This window comes from Cereibacter azotoformans, from assembly GCF_021391315.1.
GTDB lineage: Bacteria > Pseudomonadota > Alphaproteobacteria > Rhodobacterales > Rhodobacteraceae > Cereibacter_A > Cereibacter_A azotoformans.
In genome coordinates this window covers 61,346-80,844 of record NZ_CP090023.1, presented here as the reverse complement: position 1 = coordinate 80,844, position 19,499 = coordinate 61,346, and the positions used below count along the sequence as shown (strand labels likewise).

Below are 19,499 nucleotides of genomic sequence, written 5' to 3'. Positions count from 1 at the left end.
CCACAAAAGTTATCAATCAAGATATTTTGCCGTCGGAGTAAGCAATAACGGCCACTTGCGGTCCATTGGCCGCAGTTTTCGTGAACCCTTAAAAGGACGATATCAAAGGACTCTTCCGCCTCAGGTTGATTGAACGCCCACTAGGTGTTTGATCCCACGGTTTGATGGTGCGATCCTTTCGCAGGAATGGAAGGAAGCACTATGGGACAAGTTCGTCACGGGAGCGCCACGACCACGCACGCCGTCAGAGCTGCAATACAGCGATCGCAAGCTTCGCTCGCGCAGCTGAGCCGGGAACTGGGCATCAACCCCAAGACGGTGGCGAAGTGGCGCAAGCGGGCGACAGTCGAGGACATGAAGACCGGGCCGTCGGAACCGCGGTCCACCGTCCTGACCGAGGCCGAAGAGGCGGCAGTCGTCGCCTTCCGAAGGCACACGCTGCTGCCGCTGGATGATTGCCTCTATGCTCTCCAGCCCTCGATCCCGCACCTGACACGGTCGGCGCTGCATCGTTGCCTGCAGCGTCACGGCATCTCGCGTCTTCCGGATGTCGAGGGCGACAAGCCAAAGCGGCAGAAGTTCAAGCGCTACCCCATCGGGTTCTTTCACATCGATATCGCCGAGGTGCAGACCGGCGAAGGGAAGCTCTTCCTCTTCGTCGGCATCGACCGGACGTCCAAGTTCGCCGTTGCTCAACTCGTTGCAACAGCTGACAGAAAGACTGCCTGGGAGTTCCTCCAGCACTTGCTCGAAGCCGTGCCCTATCAGGTCCACACGGTTCTTACTGACAATGGCATCCAGTTCGCCGAGCAACCCCGGAACCGGAACACCATCTACTCCCGGCCGATGCGCTTCGACATGATCTGCGAGGCGAATGGGATCGAGCACCGTCTGACCAAACCGAACCATCCATGGACGAACGGTCAGGTCGAGCGGATGAACCGCACGATCAAGGACGCCACAGTCAAGCGCTTCCACTACGGCAGCCACCATCAGTTGCGAACCCACCTCGCGGACTTCATGGCAGCGTACAACTTCGCACGCAGGCTGAAGACACTGAACGGCCTCACGCCCTACGAATACATCTGCAAGGTCTGGACCTCAGAGCCAGATCGATTCATCCTCGACCCGATCCACCAGATGCCGGGACTGAACACCTAATAAACCTCAGGATGGTGCGCCCCGGAATCGACCCAGCCCCTTTTCCGGGAGATGGCCCGGGAAAACATAACGAAATCATACTGGGGGAGTATATCCACCGCCAGAATGATGGCCATCGCAGAAACCAGCAGGTTTGCAAACAGGAAGGCGTAGGCGGTAACGCCCATTCCCAGATAGAAAAGGATGCTGAACAGCAGATTCAGCAAGAGCAATCCGCCCTGCAATTGCAGGAAAGCCGCCTTTCGGTCGCAAATTATCAGGATGGAGGAGCAGACATAGACGATCGAATAGAGGAGCGTCGAGAACAGCCCCACCCGGAGCATGAGGAACTGGTTGAAGCCGAGCTGGGCGGCCTCGGTCAGGAGGGGGGCGGCCAGCATGAAGGCCAGCGTCAGGGTGGCCTGCACGAAGAGGATCGCAAGGATGCCCTGCCGGACGGTGGCGACCAGGGCATCGACGCTCCGGCGGATTGCCATCCGTGCGGCGCCGCCCAGGATGTCGCGCTGCACCGAGCGCAGCGCTTGCCGGATCGGTCCCTCCTGCAGCATGTGCATCGCCGCGACCGCCGGGATGACCGCCAGATGCGCGAGGAACATGACGGCGTCGTAATCGGCGAAATGGCGGTAGCCGGCCTGCGAGGAGGCGCTGACGGGGGCGGCCCAGAAGACCCATTTGTCGATCCAGACCGCCGCCACTCCGAGCAGGATCCCGCCCGCCAGCAGCCGCTGCCGTGCCAGCGCCCCCAGAAGCAGCCCGAGCGCCGGCGCCAGCCGGTCGCCGAGGCCGAAGCGCAGCCGCACATGGCGCAGCGCCAGCGCCACGCAGAGCAGGACGCCCGCCGAAAAGGCCCAGATCAGATCCGGCGTGGTCGGCGCATGGCGGGCGGCCAGGATGCAGCAGGCGACCGAGGCGGTCATGCCCAGCGTGAAGGCGCCGATCAGGAAACGGTGGGCGCGCAGGGCCGACAGGACCGAGAAGCTGGTCCAGAGGAAGCAGATCGCGCCCGTCAGCAGCAGCAGCCCGAGAAGGTTGCCGATCGGATGGATCCCGAGCAGGAGCGCGATCGCTGTTCCCAGCCCCAGCGCGCAGAGCGCGGCCAGCAGCCCCGCCGCAAGGAAGATCCCGGTCACCGGCATCGCCTGTCCGTCGTCGATCCCGGTGCGGATCAGCCCGGCGGCAATGGTGCCGATCGGCCCCGCCGCCAGCGAGGCGCAGCAGACGGCATAGACCACCCCAAGGCGCAGGTCCTCGACCGCGGCCACGCCCATCAGGGGCTCCATCGTGCGCGAGATCAGCGCCAGCGCCGCCACCGCCACCAGCCAGGGGCCGGCGGCGATGACCGTCGCGGCCGCGGCCCGGCGCAGCGGGGGCAGGACGGAGCGGGCGGGATCGGTCCGGCTCATGGCGTGCAAAGCCTCTCGTAGAGGGTGCGGTAGCGCGCGGCCGAGGTCTCGGACAGGAAGGCGGTCTCGACCCGGCGGCGCAGGACGGCCCCGCAGCGCGCGCGTTCCCCGGCGTCGGCCAGCAGTTCCGCCACCGCCCCGCCGATCGCCTGGCTGTCCATCGGCGGCACCACGCGCCCGGCAATGCCGAGGTTGGGGCTTTCCTCGGGCGCGCCCTCGACGATCTCGCGGCAGGAGCCCACGTCGGTGGTGACGCACGGGATACCGGCCGCCCCGGCCTCGAGCAGCACCAGGGGCTGCGCCTCGCTGATGCTGGTCAGCACGATCAGGTCGATCCGGGGCAGGTAGTCGCGCAGATCGACCTTGCCGGTGAAGCGGATCGCCTCTTCCAGACCCAGCTCGGCGATCCGGCGCCGGCAGAGGTCGAAATAGTCCGGGTCCTCGTCCATCGGCCCGAGGATCAGGATCTCGGCCTCGGGCACCGCCTTCAGGATCACGGGGGCGGCCGCGATGAAGGCCTCGATGTCCTTGATCGGCACCACGCGGCCGATCAGCGCCACGGTCGGGCGGGGATGGGGCAGGCGGCCGAGCGTGCCGAACCGCTCGATCTCGATCCCGTTCGGGATCACCTCCATCTGCTCGTCCCGCGCCCCCATCGGCCGCTGCAGCGTCTGGTTCGCGCCATAGAGCGTGGTGATGCGGCTCGAGGCGGCATAGGCGATCGACGCGTAGGATTCGAAGCTGCGGATCCAGAAGTCGCGCACATCCATCCGCTGGTCGAGCCCGAGCAGCCCGGACTCGATCCGGTCGGTGATCCAGTCGGCCATGACCAAGTCGATGCGGCGCTCGTTGGTGTAGATGCCATGTTCGGTGATCGCGCAGGGCCGCCCGGTCGCCAGCGCCGCCCGCGCGGCGTAAAGGCCCGCATAGCCGGTCGAGATCGCGTGATAGCAGCGCGCCCGCGGCAGGGGGGCGAAGACCACCGACATCAGCCCCCCGACAAGGCTCTGCCAGGCCCAGAAGAAATCCGTGAACGAGGCCTGGGGCGCCAGCCGGTCGTAGCTGCGGGTCAGCGCCTGCCAGGCCGGGCGGCTGTGGATGAAATCGGCGCGGGTGGGCGGTGCGGGCGCGCGCCGCGACAGGGGGCCGCCCCGCCGGACCGGCCGCCCGGCCAGGGCCAGCAGGCCGGCAAAGGCGGCCGCGTCGCCGTCCCGCAGGATGTGGCAGAGCAGCTCGGCGAGCGGTTCGGGGTCAAGGATCGGGCGGGGCTCGGCCTCGCCGTGCTCGTCGGGCGCCAGCGCCAGCCGCTGCAGGAAACGGACGTTCGGCGCCACCCGGTATTTCGGCTCGCGCGGGCGGTCGTCGGCGGTGACGGCCACGACGCCGAAGCTGAGGTCGGGCTGCTTGCGGATCAGCCAGTCGAGCCAGGACGAGACCCCTCCGGCCACATAGGGATAGCAGCCCTCGACCACGATGCAGACATCCACCGGCTCGGCTGGGGGGGTCACGCGATGCCTCCGCAGGAATGGCGCTTGAGGGGGCGGCCGGGGTCGCGGGCCGTTCCGGAGGCCTCGGGCGGCGGGTCGGCCGCCTCGCCGGGCGCCTCCGGCCCGGCCAGATCCAGCAGCTCGGCCTGCCGCGCCCGGAGCCGCGCCGCCACGGCCTCGTCCACGAAGCCCGAGGCCGCGGCCTCGGCGCAGCGGCCGGCAAGGCGGCGCGCCTCGGCCGGGGCGGGCGGCGCGGCCGGTGCTGCCAGCAGCTCCTTTGCCATCTCGCCGTAATGGCCCCGCAGCCGTGCGAAGATGGCCGCGGCCTGCACCCGCAGGCCGGGGACGGGCGAGGCGAGGGCCACCCGCAGGGCCGGCAGCATGTCGGGCCGGTAGTGGCGCGAGATCACCGAGATGGCGCGGAACTGCCGGTCGAGCGGCCCCTCGCGGAAGAGCGGCGCGAAGGGCCGGGGCGGCTCGGGCAGGGGCTGGCGCCGCCGTCCCTGCCGGATCGCGTCGGCCAGCGCCTCAGCCCGCCGCGGCGGGGCCGTGAGGCTCTCGTCCTGCAGGCCCTCGGGCGCGATCCGGGCCGGTCCCGCCCCCGCGATCAGCAGGACGAGGCCCCCGAGCGGCCCGAGCAGCAACAGAAGCGCCGCGCGCAGGGCGATCTCGGCCCCGAGGCCGGGGCGGAAGACCAGCCCTGCGGCGGCGGCGGCCGCCACCACGCCGGCATGGATAAGGATGGTGTCGGTCGAGGTGACAAGCCCCATCCCCCAGACGAGCGCCAGCGCCACGTCAACCAGGGCCACCGGCGCCAGAAGCCCGACGGCGTGTGGGGCGGCGGCGGTCGGAGGGGCCAGGGCCGGGGCGGCGGTCATGGGCCGTCCTTCCCGGTGCCGCTGCCGGCCCTGGTCCGGGCCGCGAGGCCCGCGCCCGGGACCGGCTCGGGATCCGCCACGATCAGCCGCAGCTCGGCCGCGCCGAGCGCCACATCGGTGCGCGTCAGCTCCTCCGCCAGCAGGTCCGCCGTCTCGCGCAGCCGGGCGTTCTCCTCGCGCAGGTGGCGCTCGCGCTCGATCTGGAGCTGCCGGTAGAGCCCGATGCACAGGCTGGTCGCCAGCCACTGCATCGGCAGCAGCGCCGACTGGATGTAATGCTGGGTGATGTCCATGCCGACGGGCCGCGGCGGCTGGTCCAGCATCAGGATGGCCAGCGCTGCGGCGCCCACGCCGGGATAGAGCCCGCCCTGGACCGCGGCCAGCAGCACGACGATCCAGAACGGATGCTGCACGAGGCCGGCATAGAAGCCCGGGCCGAACAGCAGCCGCTCGGTCACCGTCAGCGCGATCAGAAGGGCCGCGCTCTCGATCAGGTTCCGCGCGAGCAGGCGCATCTCGGCGGCAGAGCCGCGCAGGGGGGCGGGGGCAAGATTCAGGGGCTGCATGGGCTACCGCAGCAGGCTGGACCGGCCGTCGTCCTCCGACGAGCGGACCGGCATCACGAGATCACGGCCGGGGATCGAGATCGTGACCAGATCGGCCGGAAAGACCTCGTCCTCGGGCGCGGCCTGGATCCGGCGGACGCCCTCGGGGCCCGGCCGCTCGATCTCGACGACGGGCACGAAGCCCTCCACCAGCCCGTCGCCCAGATCGACCCGGGCGATCTCGGCCTGCACCGCGCGCAGCTGGCCCTTGAGCAGGTTCTCCTCCTCGGCCTCTTCGCGCAGTTCGGCCGCGAGGCGCCGGCTCCGGTCGGTGCGGGCCTGCTCCAGCGATAGCCGGGCGATGTTCAGCTGCGATTCCAGCGCGAGCAGGGCGTCGAAGGTCTCGAGCATGGCGCGCTCGCTGCCCATCAGGTTCAGCGTGGCTGCGTCGAGCCGCGCCGCGGTCGTCACGCCGCGCCCGCTGAGATCCGACAGTTCCTCGCGCCGCTGGCGCAGCACCTCGAGCTGCTCCTGCGCGATCTGGTGGTGGCGCCGCATCTCGGCAAGGCGGCGCCCGAGGTCGGCCACCTCGGTCTGCCAGCGGCTCTCGATCGCCTCGAAGGCGTCGAGTTCGGCCACGAGGGCCTGCGTCTCGCCCTCGATCCGCCGCAGGCCAAGCTCCACACCCATGTAGTCAAGCTCCGAGGCCGGCAGCTTCAGCGCCCGCTGCCGCTCGATCGCGGCCTCGGTCCGGGCCCGTTCCAGCGCAACGCCCAGCATCCGGTCGCGCAGCTCGCGCACCCGCGCCTCCAGCTCGACCCGGCGGCCGAGGCTGTCGTAGCCGCCCATCGCCGCCGACCCGGCCGAGGCGATCAGCCGGGCCACCGTCAGCCCCTCGGTCCAGCCATAGGTGCCGGGCGCGCGCACCGGGCCGCGCAGGACCACCGGCGGGCGGCTCTCGAAACTGACCGTGGCATCGAGAGGCGCGTTCAGGATCCCGATGTAACCGTCGGCCAGGGCCGCCTCGATGCAGACCAGCTCGCGCCCCTGCACGGGCAGCCGCCCTAGAAGCGGCAGGGCAAGGCTGCCGTCCGAGGCCACCTCGTAGGTGCCGGACAGGTCGAGCCGCTCGAAGACGAGGGTCTGCGCCGCGCCCGCTCCGCCGCCCTCGCCGGTCGAGAAGCCGCCCTTCTCGAAGTAGCGGATCCGAAGCCTGTCGCCCGGCACGGCGAGCGAGGCCCGGGCCGGGCCGGGCTCGAGGCAGTTGGCGGGCAGGCCCGGCCGCTCGACCGTCAGCGCCACCACCTCCTCGGGGCGGATCGCGGGCTCGACGGGTCCGGCCGCCCGCCGCGTGTCGAGGAGCGTCTCGACCCGGCCGAAGACGAGTGGATAATCCGCCCGCAGGCGCTGGAGGAACCCTTCGTCGGCGAACCGGGTCGCGCCCACGACAAGGACAAAACCTCCGGCCACGAGGGCTGCCACGCGCAGAAGACGGCTGGTGGAAAGGCGGCGAGAACCTTCAGGCATCATGGCTTCGCTTTCTCTCTGCTGTCACTGTCCGGCAGTGCCGAAAATAATTCTGGTAATCGACGAGAATCCAATCGAGATATTGAAGCCAGTCTAAGGCTAAAAATCCGGGCCCGGCAATCGCGGCATCGGCGGAATGTGAAACCCGAAAGTATTACCACTCAAGGATTATAAGCTTGAAACCCTCGGCGTGACTCCGGATTATCTGGATTGCATCATGAGATCAGCCCTCCTCGATCCGACAAGGCCGGTCCGGGGCGCCTCCGCGGCCCTTGTTGTTGCCCTTGCTCTTCTGACCGGCGGATTTTCCGCAAGTCCGGCCCTAGCGTGCGATGAGGACACCGCGCGGCTGGTGCCGCGCATCATCCTCGCGCTGCACGACGGCGGCCGGGAAGGCGGGGTGCGCCAGACCCGCCTTCATCGGGCGGCGGAAATGATCCTGAACCATATGGGGTATGTCCTCGATTATCACGACGTGGCGGCCGGACCGCCGCCGCCCCTCCTGCCGGCGGAGGTGGCGGCGACTCTCTCGTGGTTCGACGCTCCCCTGGCGCGGGATGCGGACTTCGCCCGCTGGGCGGCCTCGGTCGAGCGCGACTGCGGCGGCCTGCGGATGATCGCGTTCGACCATGTCGGGATCCGCCCCGAACTGGCCTATGACGGGCAGCGCGACGCCTATCTGTCGCGGCTGGGGCTGAGGGTGTCGGGGGGCGAGACCGCGCTTGGCGTGCTGTCGCGCACGGTGACGATGGATGCGGCGATGATCGGCCACGAGACGCCCTTCGACATCGAGCCGGGCCGCCATGCCGCGCTCGAGGCGGTCCCGCCCGCGCGCAGCCTGCTCCGGGTCGAGGCCGCGCCCGGCGCGCCCGCCTTCGATCTGGTGGTGCTGGGGCCGCGCGGCGCCTTTGCCGACAGTTCGGCCACGCTGCGCCACGATGCGCGGGGCGGCCTGTCCTTCTGGGTGCTCGATCCCTTCGCCTTCTTCGAGGCCGCGCTCGGCCAGCCGCCGGCCCCGGTCCCGGACGTGACGACCGAGGGCGGGCGGCGGCTCTTCTTCTCGGTCGTGCGCCCCGAAGGCTGGCTGGTGGCCGAGCCCGCGCTCCGCTTCGGGCAGGAGACGCGCATCGGCTCGGAACTGCTGCTCGACCGGCTGGTGGCGCCCTATCCCGACCTTCCGGTCAGCATCGGCGTGCTGACCGGGGATCTCGATGCCACCCTCGCCGGGCCCGAGGCGCCGCGCGGGCGTGTCGCGGCGCGCGCGCTCCTTGCCCTGCCGCAGGTCCGGCCCGGCACCGCGGGCCACAGCTTGGTGCGGACCTGGGCCTTCTTCGACGGGTATGACCCCGCGCGCGAGGCGCAACTGCTGCGCGAGCTGCGCGGGACGGCCGATCCCGGGGCGGCGGGGCTGATCGGGGCGGCGGTCCGCACGCTGGAACTGGCGCTGCCCCTGCCTGCGCCGGTGGCCGCCGGCCGGATGGCCGAGGCGCCGCGGCGCTACATGCGCGATCCGTTCGACCTCTGGCGCGAGACGGCCGGCGCCCTGGCCGAGGTGTCCGAGCTGGCCGGGGGCCGCCCGGCGGGCTTCCATCTCTGGACGGGGGATGCGAGCCCCCACGCCGATGCGCTCGCGGCCGTGGCCGGGGCCGGGGCGGCGGGGCTGGGGGGTGGAGGCGGGATCTACAACCGCTTCGCCCCGGCGCTGTCGAACCTCTCGGCCTATGCCGTCCGCGAGGGCGGGCAGCTGCAGGTCTACAACGCCCTGTCGGGTGACGAGGCCTACACCGGCTTCTGGACCACGCCCGAGCACGGGTTCCACGCCTTTGCCGACACGGTCCGGGCGACCGGAAGCCCCCGGCGCCTGCGCCCGTTCCAGCTGAGCTTTGCCGCCAGTTCGGCTCTGTCCTTCGGCACGCGGACGGCGGTCGAGTCGGCGCTCGGGCTGGCGCGCGCCTCGCCGGTCCTGCCTGTGGCCGCCGCCGATTACGTCCGCATCGTCGAGGGCTTCCACTCGGCCCGACTGCGGCGCGAGGGCGAGCGAGCCTGGCGCATCACGAACCGGGGCGCGTTGCAGACCCTGCGGGTCGAGCGGGCGGCGGGGCTTGCGCTCGATCTGGCGGCCAGCCGCGGCGTGCTGGGGGCGGTGCGCGAAGAGGACAGGCTCTACATCGCGCTGAACCCGTCAGACCCCGAGCCGCTGGTGGCGCTGGCCGAGGATCCCGCTCCGCTGGGAATGCGCGGCCTGGACCGTCCGGCCCTCGTCTCCAGCCGCTTCCGGGTCTTGGACTTCGAGGCCGGACGCTGCCGGATCGCCCTGCGGCTGCAGGGGTGGGCGCCGGGCGTGATGGACTGGCAGGCCCGGCCCGGAACGCGCTTCGCGATCGATGTCCGGCGGCTCGGCAAGTCCTACGCCGTGGGCAGCGCCATCGCCGATCCCGAGGGGCGGCTGTCGATCCAGATCCCCGATCCGCAGGGCGCGGATCTCGACGTGACACTTGACGGCGACTGCTGAAAGGAGCGGCGAATGCGCGACAGGATCCTGATGCTGGGCGGCGGCGGCCTGATGGCGCTTTTCGCGGTGCTGGCGCTGCGGCCCGCCGAGACCGTCCGGCTCGAGGGCGAGCTTGGCTCGATGACGACCGAGGCGGCGATGGCCCGGCTCGAGGCCATGGCGGGACGGGTGGAGCTGACCGACAACCTGCGCCTCGTGCAGGCCGACCTGGCGCTCAGGGCCGGCCATCCGGCCGCCGCCGAGCGGGCGCTGGCCGGGGACCGGCCGCAGGAGGCGGGGGCGGGGGCCGAGGCCGTGCTGGCCGACCGGCTGGCCGAGATCGCGCGCATGGCCGGCGATCTCGAGGCGGCGGTGCGCCACCTGCAACGGGCCCAGGAGCTGAAACCGGATGCCGGGCGGCGCCACAGGCTCGGCTACTGGCTGCGCCTGCTGGGCGACGAGCCGGCCGAACTCGAGCTGCTGGCCGGCGTGCCGACGGTGCAGCTCCAGCCCTGGGAGGCGGGGCGGCTCGCGCAGCTTCTGGTGCGGGCGGGCCGGGCCGAGGAGGTCGAATGGCTGTTGCGCGCGGCCGCAGAGGGGCCGGACCCGCTGGCCGGGGCGATGCGGCCGCGCCTGCTCGATGTCCTGCTCGAAACGGGGCGCCGCGACGAGGTGGTGCCGCTCGCCCTCGCCTGGTGCGCCGCCGCCGGAAACACCGACCCGCTCGAGGCGGCCCTGCCGGTCCTGATCAACCGGGGCGCGCTGGCCGAGGCTTATGCGCTGGCGCGTTCGGCGCTCGAGCGCGAGCCGGCGGCCGCCCACCGGCTGCTGCCCCTCTTTGCGCGCGGCGGCCACCGGGCGATGACCTTCGACCTGCAGGCGCGCTGGATCGCGGAAACCCCGGAGATGGATGCACGCGGCTGGCGGACGCTGCTCACCGTCACCGAGATCACCGGCGACCTGCGCGGCCTGCGCGGCCTGCGCGGCGCGCTCGAACGCTCCGGTCCGGGGCTCGAGCCGGAGATCGCCGGCCGGGCGCTGCTGCAGTTCCTGCGCTTTCAGGGGCCGTCGGCGCTGCTGCCCTGGCAGGACCGGATGACGCCGGATCTGGTCCGGGCCGAGCCGCTGGTGGGGGCGGCCTTCATGGGGCTGCAGGGCCGACCCGAGGAGGTCCACCGCCTGCTCGCCCTCGCCGCCGCGCGGCCGCTGTCGGAATGGGACCGGACGCTCTGGCTGTCGCTGGCCGGATCGCTCCGCGGCACGGCCGGCCACGCCGATCTCATGGCCCGCCCCGGCGCCAACCCGGACCTGCCGGCGGCGCTGCTCTCGACCTGGCGCAGCCCCGTCAGCGGATTGCCGGGGCCCTGATCGGCTCGTAGAGGCGGTTGAAGGCCTCGTCGTCGGCGACATAGGCCGCAAAGCCCGCCTTCGCGGCGCGCCGCCGCACCAGCTCGCGGTAGCTCTCGCCGCCGGGTCCGACGAAATGGGTCTTGAAGTCGATCGACATGACCTGGACGCCCCGGTCGAGGAAATCCTCGCGCAGGGCGTCGATCGTGGGCTGGCGGTTGTTAGTGTCGAACACGCTTTCAGCCAGGATCGCGCTGATCGCGCTGCGGTAGCGCGCGAAGGGGCCGGGGGATTCCGCCGTGGCCGGATCGGGGCCGGCGTCGCGCCCGATGAAGGCGCCGTTGTTCACCACCACGATCGCGTCGCAGCGCTGGCGCCGCGCATGCTCGGCCAGATCGACCACCAGCGCCATCATCGCCCGCGCATGGGCCGGCGCATCGCCGGGCGCGTCGCTGGCGTCATAGCCCGGCGTCGGCTGGGTCTCGCCCGCAGCATGGGTGTAGTAATGCAGCACATCGTCAAGAAAGAGCCCGTCGAAGCCCAGTCGCATCAGCTCGTCCACCCGCTCGCGCAGCACCGCATGCCATTCGGGCCGCCAGTAGGCCGCGAGCCGCTCGCCCGAGGCGCTGGTCGGGCCATGCCAGCGCTGCTCCTCGCGCGAGGTGCGGGCGTGGTAGTGGCGGTAGCTCTCGATCTCGGCCAGGTTCAGATAGGCGATCACCGGGCGGCGGCCGTCCTGGCCGATCCGGGCGATCTCGGCAGGGGTGAAATGCTGCTCGCGCCCGTCGGCGCTGCGGTCGGCGCCCACGCGGGTCGCCTCGACGATCAGCAGCCCGTGTGGTGCGGCGGCCAGTCCCTCGGCGTCATAGGCGGCGCCCCAGTACTGGACGCCGAACCCGTCGCGCAGCGCGGCCGCCAGCCGGTCGCGGTGTGCCTCGGCCGCCCGGGGTGCCTCGGCGCAGGGGGCGGCCTGCGCCGGAGGAAGCGCCCCCGCAAGGCCCGGCGGCAGTCCCGCGATCAGCAGGAGGGCGGGGGTGCGGACGATGCCCCGCAGGGCCTGTCTCCATCGCATCAGGGGCCTACTCCGCAGGATGCGCCGGGGCCATATAGGCCGCAACCGGCAGGGGCGGCAGGGCCGGGGCCCTCTCCAGCCGCTCGGCATGGCGCTGCTGGAAATTCCACTGGCTCTCGCACATCTCGTCGAGCCCGTGCCGCGCCTGCCAGCCGAGCAGCCGCTGCGCGAGCCCCGGATCGGCCACCGAGGCGGCCACGTCGCCCGGCCGCCGCCCCACGATCCGGCGCGGGATGCGGAAGCCGCAGGCCCGGCCGAAGGCGTCGAGCACCTCGAGCACGGTATGGCCCCGCCCGGTGCCAAGATTGATCCGCTGGTGACGGGCAGGCAGGCCCGGCCCTTCGCGCTGAACGCGCAGCGCCGCCACATGGCCGCGGGCGAGATCCTCCACATGGATGTAGTCGCGCAGGCCCGTGCCGTCGGGCGTCGGATAATCGTCGCCGAACACCCGCACGAAGGGCAGCTCGCCTGTCGCGGCCCGCACCACATAGGGAAAGAGGTTGTTCGGCAGGCCGCGCGGCACCTCGCCGATCAGGCCGCTGCGATGGGCGCCCACCGGGTTGAAGTAGCGCAGCGAGATCGCCGAGAACTCCGGCACCGCGGCCACGCAATCGTCGATCATCTCCTCGATCATCAGCTTGGTGCGGCCGTAGGGGCTGGTCACCCGCGTCGGCGCCGTCTCGTCCACCGGCAGCTTCTCGGCCGCGCCATAGACCGTGGCCGAGGAGGAAAAGACCAGCCGCGACACGCCGCAGTTGCGCATCGCCGTCATCAGCGAGACCGCCCCGCTGAGGTTCTCGGCGAAATAGAGCAGCGGATCCTCGGCCGACTCATTCACCGACTTGCGCCCCGCCAGATGGACCACCGCCCCGATCCGGTGCCGGCGCAGCGCGCGCTCGACCAGCGCCCGGTCGCGCACGTCGCCCTCGATCAGCGGCACGCGGCAGCCGGTGATCTCCTCGATCCGCTCCACGACCTCGGGTTCAGAATTGTCGAAGTTGTCCAGGATGACCGGGCGCCAGCCGGCCGAGGCGAGCGCCGTAACCACATGCGAGCCGATGTAACCGGCTCCGCCGGCGAGGAGGACGCTGTCAGACATGGGATTTCTCCTTGTTCTGGCCTGTCATTCGACCGTGACGGACTTGGCGAGGTTGCGCGGCTGATCAATGTCGGTGCCGCGGGCCAGCGCGCAGTGATAGGCGAGCAACTGGATCGCGACCGCTTGGACGAAGGGCTGCAGAAGCGGCTCGCAGTCGGGCAGCACGATGGTCCGCCAGGCGTCGCCGCCTAGCCGGGCCGCGCCCGCGGCATCGGTCAGCAGAAGCACCCGGCCGTCGCGCGCCATGATCTCGCGGATGTTGGATTCAAGCTTGTCGAACAGCCTGTCCGAGGGGGCCAGCGCCACCACCGGCACCGTCGCATCCACGAGGGCGATCGGCCCGTGCTTCAGCTCGCCCGCCGCATAGCCCTCAGCGTGGATGTAGGTGATCTCCTTGAGCTTCAGCGCCCCCTCGAGCGCCAGCGGATACATCAGCCCCCGCCCGACGAAGATCGCGTCCGACGCTTCCGCCAGCGCGCCCGCGGCGGCGGCGATGGCGGGCTCGGCCGCCAGCGTCTCGGCGATTAGGCGCGGCACGCTCGAGAGCGCGCCGATCCAGCGCCGCTCACCCGCTTCGTCCAGCAACCCGCGCTGGCGCGCCACCATGACGGTAAAGCCCAGCAGGCACAGAAGCTGCGCCGTGAAGGCCTTGGTCGAGGCCACGCCGATCTCGGGACCGGCATGGGTGGCGAGCGCCACATCGACCTCACGCGCGATGGTCGAGGTGGGCACGTTGACCAGCCCCAGCGTCCGCTGCCCGGCCTCTTTCGCGTAGCGCAGCGCCGCCAGCGTGTCGGCCGTCTCGCCCGACTGGCTGATGACCAGCGTCACCCCGCCCTCGGGCAGCGGCGGCTCGCGGTAACGGAACTCCGAGGCGATCTCGATCTCGACCGGCAGGCGGGCGATCCGCTCCAGCCAGATCTTGCCGACTTGGCCGGCCAAGCAGGCGGTGCCGCAGGCGGCGATGGTCAGGCGCGGCACCCGCGCCCAGTCGAGGCCGGCCGAGTCGCAGGTCACGGAGCCGTCGCCCCGCGCCGTCCAGCTGCCCAGCACCCGCGCGGCGACGCCCGGCTGCTCGTGGATCTCCTTCAGCATGAAGTGTGGATGGGGGCCCTTTTCGGCGAGGAAATCCCCGGCCTCGAGCTGGTGCAGCGGCCGGTTCGCTCGCCGTCCCTCGGCGTCGTGGATGACCATCGAGCGCCGGGTCAGCACCGCCCAGTCGCCCTCTTCGAGATAGGTCAGCCGCCCGGTCAGCGGCGCCAGCGCCAGCGCGTCGGAGCCCACGAACATCTCGCCCTCGCCATGGCCGATCACGAGGGGCGAGCCGCGGCGGGCGCAGATCATCAGATCGTCCGCCCCGTCGAACATCAGGCAGAGCGCGTAGGCCCCGCGCAGCCGCGCGAGGGTGGCCGCGGCCGCATCCTCGGGCGCAAGGCCCCGCCGCAGGAAGGCCGCGCAGAGCGTGGCGATCACCTCGCTGTCGGTCTCGGAGCCGAAGCTCCAGCCCTCGGCCTCGAGCTGGCGGCGCAGGTCGAGGTAATTCTCGATGATGCCGTTGTGCACGACCGCGACGGGCCCCGCGCGATGGGGATGGGCGTTGGCCTCGACCGGCCTGCCATGCGTCGCCCAGCGGGTATGGCCAAGCCCGCTGTTGCCGGGCAGCGGCTGCGCCTCGAGCAGTTCGGCCAGGGCCGAGAGCTTTCCGCTGCTGCGCCGCCGGTCCATCACGCCGCCGTCCAGCGCGACGATGCCGGCGCTGTCATAGCCGCGGTATTCGAGGCGGCGCAGCGAGTCGAGGATCACGGGGGCGGCCGGTCGCTGGCCGAGGATTCCGACGATTCCACACATGGGGCTGCTCTTTCACCAACGAGGAACGGAGGACGGGCCTTCGGGCGCCGGGCATGGCCGGGGCGGGGCGGCATCCGGCAGGACGGGCCGGGGCCGGGGCGTGCCGCCCGCCGGTCCCGGCCTTCTCCGAAGGCTGTGAATCGGGTTGGTCATGAAGTGCCTCTTGATGAAAATCCGCCCTCGAAAATGTCCGGCCCGTCAGGCCAGCAGCGTATCGACGTAGATGTCCCCCAGCTGAAGGTCGCCCGTGGTCAGACCGGCCAGCAGCACCCGCTCGCCGCCGGTGAAGGTGGCCAGCAGCCCGTCGGCGGTGGTCTGGAACCGCGCCAGGATCTCGGCCGCCGAGCCTCCCAGCGACTGGCTGAACACCAGCCGGTCGCTGCCCGAGGCGAAATCGAGCACCGTGTCCCGGCCACCGCCCGAGGCGAAGACGAAATCGTCCGCGCCGCCCCCGCCCGAGAGCGTGTCGTTGCCCCTGGCGCCGCGCAGGCTATCGGCCAGCGCGCCGCCCAGCAGGATCTCGGCCGCGGCCGTGCCCGCCACCAGCCCGCCGGCGCGGTAATCCACGGTGACCGAATGGCTGCCCACCGCGGCAAAGCCGAGCGAGAGGTTCTGCCCCGCGACCGCGCCGCTGTCGGCGCCCGTCACCACGACCGCCCCGCCCCCCTGCGCCTGCAGCACCACACGCGCCGTCCCGACCCCTTCCATCGTGAAGCCCAGATCCGAGCCGTCGCCCGACACCGAGACCAATTCGGCCCGCTGCGGCAGCTCAGCCAGGCGGGTCACGTCGGCGGGCGCCGTCCCCAGCGTGACGGTGAAGCTGCCGCCGTTGCGCACCACCAGCAGGCTGTCGCCGTTCCAGGCGTACCAGTTGCCGGCCGAGGCGATGGTCTTGCCGTCGAAATCCAGCGCGAAGCGGCCCGCATCGTTCGAGGTGACCGTGGCGGTGACCGTGTTGCCCGAGACCGAGACCTGCAGGTCGCTCGCCTCGAAGCTGGCGATCCGACGGGCGAGATCCGCCCCGGTCACGAATTCCGCCCCGTCGGCCGCCGCCCGCGCGATCACGCTCTCGAACATCTCGAGCGTATAGACCTGGCTGGGATCGCCGATATTCCAGTTGGTCGGCCCGTAGTCATGCCAGGGAAAGAGGAAGATCGGCGTCGTCGCATGGCTCGCGATCCGGGCATATTCCGCCGCCCAGACCGCCGTCGCCTGTTCCGGCGTCATGTCGCGGAAGCCGATCAGCGAGAAGTCGAAGGACATGTTCGGCGCCAAATAGACCCCGCCCCGGTCCTCGGGGGTGAGATAGCCGAAGGCGCCCGGATAGCCCGCGCCGACCCCGGAATAGCCGCCGCTCAGATAGTCGAAGAAGCGGATGATCTCGCGCGAGGTGGCAAGCTTCTCCGGCGCGCCCGGCACCGCGGCGCCCGGGATGTCGATCCCCAGCTTCTGCTCGAGCAGGAGGCGCGAATATTCGAACTGGAAGATGTGCGAACTGTAGAGAAGCTGCCGCTCGGCCGCGGTCAGCGAGGCGGGATCGACCGCCCCCGGATTGCGCGGATCGACGCGGGCAAAGAGCGCGAGGATCTCGGGCGTATCGGCCAGAAGCTCGTTGGTGTCGTGCGGATGGGTGGTGGAATGGACGCCGATCTCGCTCTCGAGCGCCAGGATCCGCTGGTAATAGGGCAGCGAGACCGCCCAGTTGGTCTGCTGGTCGGGCGGCTCGGTGCCAATGTTCACATAATAGGAGCCGACGAAGCCGAACCGCTCGTACCAGTCCTCGATGATGGGCAGCATCGCGTCGTAGATGCCGGGATCCTGCTCGACCACGTCCCAGATTTCCTGCGACTGGTCCATGTCGTTGCGCGAATGGAAGAGCGATGTCCCCCGCGTCAGCTGAAGCGAGACGTCGATCCCGTCGCCCTGGATCACCCAGTCGACCACCTCGCCCAGAATGTTGTTGTTGCCGATGATGGCATCGGTCCCGAAATGCACGTTGCGTGGCCCGCCGCCGGCGCCGGTGGCGATCACCGCGGCATGGCTCGAACTGGTGCCGCCGTTGGTGACGACCTCCTCGAACAGGGTCTGGCCGGTGCCGGTCACGTCGCGGAAGGTGAGATAGGAGATGTTGCCGTACTGGCCCACGACCTCGCCCGGGGCATAGCCCTCGAGCACCGGGTTCGATCCGCCGGCCGCCTTCAGCACCAGCCCCTCGGTGCTGCCGTAGGCATCGAGCGTCACGCCGAGCAGCGACTTCATCCGCGCATAGCTGTCGCCCGCGATGGCCGAGCCGTCGGCGGCGTTGGTCAGGAAGTTGCCGGCCGCGATCAGCCCCACGCCGCTCGCCTTGGCCGCCTGCAGCGCCGAGGTGATCGCATCCAGATCCTCGAGCTTCACATGCGAGAGGCCGGGGAAGACGATCGCCCCATACTGGCCCAGCAGGGCCGCGTCCTTCAGGTCGGCCTCGCTCAGGATGTCGAAGGGCACGCCCGCCTGCATGGCCTGGTTCTGCATCGCCATGAACAGCTGGCCATAGGCGGTCAGGTCGTAGAAATTGGCGGCTGTCGTCTCGGAATAGACGATCGCCACCCGCATCTGGCCGTTCGGCCCGGCGGTCGGCGGCGGCGCGCCGACCACGAGGTTCGCGCTGGCATAGTCGTTCGGCAGGAAGGTGCTGTCGTTCACGTCGGCCAGCACCCGCACCTGGCCGGGCGCGCCGATCAGGGCGCGCGGCACCTCGATCTCGATGGCGGTGCGGGCCGCATTGGTGCCGTAGCGCAGTTCCGCGACCAGCGTCTCGCCGGCGGCCCCGGAATAGAGCCGGGCGACCCCGTCGGCGCCGAGGTTGATGTTGTAGTCCGCCCCGCCGACGACCCCCCAGATCTGGTAGCCGGTGGCGGTATTCAGGTCGGTGTCCAGCCAGATCGTCGTGTTCGCCCCGATCGGCGTCCCGTCCGAGGCGATCGCGAACAGGAAGCTCTCGCCCTGAAGGTCGCCGTGAAAGGCGTAGCCCGCGGCACCCGTCGCGGGCGTGTCGAGCCGGGTGGCCCCGGTCCAGTCGTCGAGCGCACCGTCGAGCGTGACGGTCCCTACCGTGACCGGGTCCTGTCCGACGATGATGTTGGAACTGGCATAGTCGTTCGGGATGAAGACGCTGTCGTTCACATCGGCCAGCACCCGCACCGCCGACGCATCGCCGAGAAGGCCCTGCGGCACCGCGACCTCGAGGATCCGTCCATCGCCGCTGCGCACGAAGTCGAGGTCGGCGACGAAACTCTTGCCGGCCGCGCCGGTGTAGAGGCGCGGGATGCCGTCGGCCCCGATGTTGATGTTGTAGTCCGCCCCGCCGGCAAATCCCCAGATCTGGTAGCCGGTGCCGCGGTTCAGGTCGGTGTCCAGCCAGATCGTCGTGTTCGCCCCGATCGGCGCCGCGGTCGATGAGATCGCGAAGACGAAATGCCCCGCCTCCTCGGTGCCGTAGAGGGCATCGCCCTCGGCCCCGGTCGCGGGCGTGTCGAGGCGCTGCGCCTCGGTCCAGTCGGCCAGCGAGCCGTCGAGCGTCAGCGTGCCGACCGATTTCCCGAGGACGATGTTGCTTACCGAATAGCTGTTCGGAATGAAGATGCCGTCGTTCACGTCGGCCAGCACCCGCACCGCCTGCGGCGATCCCGCCAGCTGCGATCGCGGCACCACGATCTCGACCACGGTGCCCGCGGCGTTGGTGGCATGGGTGAGCGTGCCCACCAGCGTCTCGCCGGCCGCGCCGGTGTAGAGGCGCGGGATGCCGTCCGCCCCGAAGTTGATGTTGTATTCGGCCCCGCCGGCAAACCCCCAAATCTGGTAGCCGGTGGCCGGGGAGAGGTCGGTGTCGAGCCAGATGGTCGTGTTCGCCCCGATGGGGATGCCGTCGCTGGTGATGGCGAAGACGAAGCTGTCCTCCTGCACATCGCCGTAGAGGGCGAAGCCCGGGCTGCCCGTCGCCTCGGAATCGAGCCTCTTGCCGCTGTCCCAGTCGGCGAGCGAGCCGTCGATCGTCAGCGATCCGACCGTCTCGGCACCGCCCACGATCAGGTTCATCGTGTCGTAGCTCGAGGGGATGAAGACGCTGTCGTTGACATCGGCATAGACCCGCAGGGCCCCGGGCGCCCCCGCCAGCAGCGCGCGCGGCACGGCAATCTCGAGCGTCGTGCGGTCGGCGTTGGTGGCGTGGGGAAGCTCGGCCACCAGAGTCTCGCCGGCCGCCCCGCTGTAGAGGCGCGGGATCCCGTCGGGGCCGATGTTGATGTTGTATTCGGTCCCGCCGGTGAAGCCCCAGATCTGGTAGCCGGTGCTGCGGTCGATGTCGGTGTCGAGCCAGAGCGTCGTGCCCTGGCCGATCGGCACCCCATCGGTCGAAAGGGCGAAGACGAAGCTGTCGCCCGCCAGATCGCCATAGAGTGCGTAAGTCGATCCGTCGATGGCGGCTGTGCCGAGCTGCTTCTCGCTTGTCCAGTCGTCCAGCGATCCGTTCAGACTGTAAGTCACCACGATGCTCCTCGTGCCGGGATCGGGGCCTGTGTCGGGACCGGGTTGATCAATGCGGCAAAATTTTGGCAACGGTGCCAGCGGCGGAGGGCCTGCGGCAACAATTCAGAAGGTCAT

Annotated in this window: 12 protein-coding genes; 3 read left to right on the top strand and 9 right to left on the bottom strand. The window is 70.7% G+C overall.

Annotated features, from left to right (window positions below; translation table 11 throughout):
• The first annotated feature begins 201 nt into the window (after positions 1-201).
• Entirely contained in the window at positions 202-1,161 is a 960-nt protein-coding gene (locus tag LV780_RS19720; protein WP_011907123.1) for an IS481 family transposase, read from the top strand.
• Here LV780_RS19720 and pelG read toward each other — a convergent pair.
• Genes pelG through LV780_RS19695 form a run of 5 tightly spaced genes read right to left on the bottom strand, consistent with a single transcriptional unit; the run spans position 1,158 to position 7,001 of the window.
• Positions 1,158-2,564, bottom strand: a complete 1,407-nt coding sequence (gene pelG / locus LV780_RS19715; protein ID WP_117345174.1) for an exopolysaccharide Pel transporter PelG — start codon at positions 2,562-2,564, stop codon at positions 1,158-1,160. The two genes, LV780_RS19720 and pelG, sit on opposite strands and share 4 nt — an antisense overlap.
• The gene (pelF, locus tag LV780_RS19710) at positions 2,561-4,072 is read right to left on the bottom strand and encodes a GT4 family glycosyltransferase PelF (protein ID WP_117345173.1); all 1,512 of its coding nucleotides are present in this window, start codon (positions 4,070-4,072) and stop codon (positions 2,561-2,563) included. The genes pelG and pelF overlap by 4 nt, the downstream gene beginning before the upstream one ends.
• Positions 4,069-4,929, bottom strand: coding sequence for a hypothetical protein (locus LV780_RS19705; protein WP_117345172.1), 861 nt, complete (start codon positions 4,927-4,929; stop codon positions 4,069-4,071). Before LV780_RS19705 ends, pelF begins: the two co-directional genes overlap by 4 nt.
• Positions 4,926-5,495 carry a hypothetical protein gene (locus LV780_RS19700; protein WP_117345171.1) on the bottom strand — a complete coding sequence of 190 codons (570 nt, stop codon included), beginning with the start codon at positions 5,493-5,495 and terminating at the stop codon, positions 4,926-4,928. Before LV780_RS19700 ends, LV780_RS19705 begins: the two co-directional genes overlap by 4 nt.
• Before the next feature lie 3 nt (positions 5,496-5,498).
• The gene (locus tag LV780_RS19695) at positions 5,499-7,001 is read right to left on the bottom strand and encodes a polysaccharide biosynthesis/export family protein (RefSeq protein WP_233864286.1); all 1,503 of its coding nucleotides are present in this window, start codon (positions 6,999-7,001) and stop codon (positions 5,499-5,501) included.
• A gap of 352 nt (positions 7,002-7,353) precedes the next feature.
• On the opposite strand from LV780_RS19695, the gene LV780_RS19690 reads away from it, so the two are divergent.
• Both LV780_RS19690 and LV780_RS19685 read left to right on the top strand, forming a co-directional pair.
• Entirely contained in the window at positions 7,354-9,513 is a 2,160-nt protein-coding gene (locus LV780_RS19690) for a polysaccharide deacetylase family protein (protein WP_233864284.1), read from the top strand.
• Between the two features lie 12 nt (positions 9,514-9,525).
• Positions 9,526-10,860, top strand: a complete 1,335-nt coding sequence (locus LV780_RS19685) for a tetratricopeptide repeat protein (RefSeq protein ID WP_117345167.1) — start codon at positions 9,526-9,528, stop codon at positions 10,858-10,860.
• On the opposite strand, the gene LV780_RS19680 is transcribed toward LV780_RS19685, so the two are convergent.
• The 4 genes from LV780_RS19680 to LV780_RS19665 all read right to left on the bottom strand — a co-directional run bounded on the left by LV780_RS19680 (position 10,838) and on the right by LV780_RS19665 (position 19,382).
• Positions 10,838-11,911 carry an endo alpha-1,4 polygalactosaminidase gene (locus LV780_RS19680; protein WP_117345166.1) on the bottom strand — a complete coding sequence of 358 codons (1,074 nt, stop codon included), beginning with the start codon at positions 11,909-11,911 and terminating at the stop codon, positions 10,838-10,840. The genes LV780_RS19685 and LV780_RS19680 overlap by 23 nt on opposite strands.
• A gap of 7 nt (positions 11,912-11,918) precedes the next feature.
• A complete protein-coding gene (gene galE / locus LV780_RS19675; RefSeq protein WP_117345165.1) occupies positions 11,919-13,010 on the bottom strand; it encodes a UDP-glucose 4-epimerase GalE in 1,092 nt (363 codons plus the stop codon).
• Positions 13,011-13,034: 24 nt separating this feature from the next.
• Positions 13,035-14,858, bottom strand: a complete 1,824-nt coding sequence (gene glmS / locus LV780_RS19670) for a glutamine--fructose-6-phosphate transaminase (isomerizing) (protein ID WP_117345164.1) — start codon at positions 14,856-14,858, stop codon at positions 13,035-13,037.
• Positions 14,859-15,056: 198 nt separating this feature from the next.
• Complete coding sequence (locus tag LV780_RS19665; RefSeq protein ID WP_233864282.1) at positions 15,057-19,382, bottom strand: hypothetical protein; 4,326 nt, start codon at positions 19,380-19,382, stop codon at positions 15,057-15,059.
• Positions 19,383-19,499: the final 117 nt, after the last annotated feature.

Coding starts and splice junctions, on each gene's coding strand:
- LV780_RS19720 (WP_011907123.1), top strand. CDS start 202: ATGGGACAAGTTCGTCACGGGAGCGCCACGACCACGCACGCCGTCAGA.
- pelG (WP_117345174.1), bottom strand. CDS start 2,564: ATGAGCCGGACCGATCCCGCCCGCTCCGTCCTGCCCCCGCTGCGCCGG.
- LV780_RS19705 (WP_117345172.1), bottom strand. CDS start 4,929: ATGACCGCCGCCCCGGCCCTGGCCCCTCCGACCGCCGCCGCCCCACAC.
- LV780_RS19700 (WP_117345171.1), bottom strand. CDS start 5,495: ATGCAGCCCCTGAATCTTGCCCCCGCCCCCCTGCGCGGCTCTGCCGCC.
- LV780_RS19695 (WP_233864286.1), bottom strand. CDS start 7,001: ATGCCTGAAGGTTCTCGCCGCCTTTCCACCAGCCGTCTTCTGCGCGTG.
- LV780_RS19685 (WP_117345167.1), top strand. CDS start 9,526: ATGCGCGACAGGATCCTGATGCTGGGCGGCGGCGGCCTGATGGCGCTT.
- LV780_RS19680 (WP_117345166.1), bottom strand. CDS start 11,911: ATGCGATGGAGACAGGCCCTGCGGGGCATCGTCCGCACCCCCGCCCTC.
- galE (WP_117345165.1), bottom strand. CDS start 13,010: ATGTCTGACAGCGTCCTCCTCGCCGGCGGAGCCGGTTACATCGGCTCG.
- glmS (WP_117345164.1), bottom strand. CDS start 14,858: ATGTGTGGAATCGTCGGAATCCTCGGCCAGCGACCGGCCGCCCCCGTG.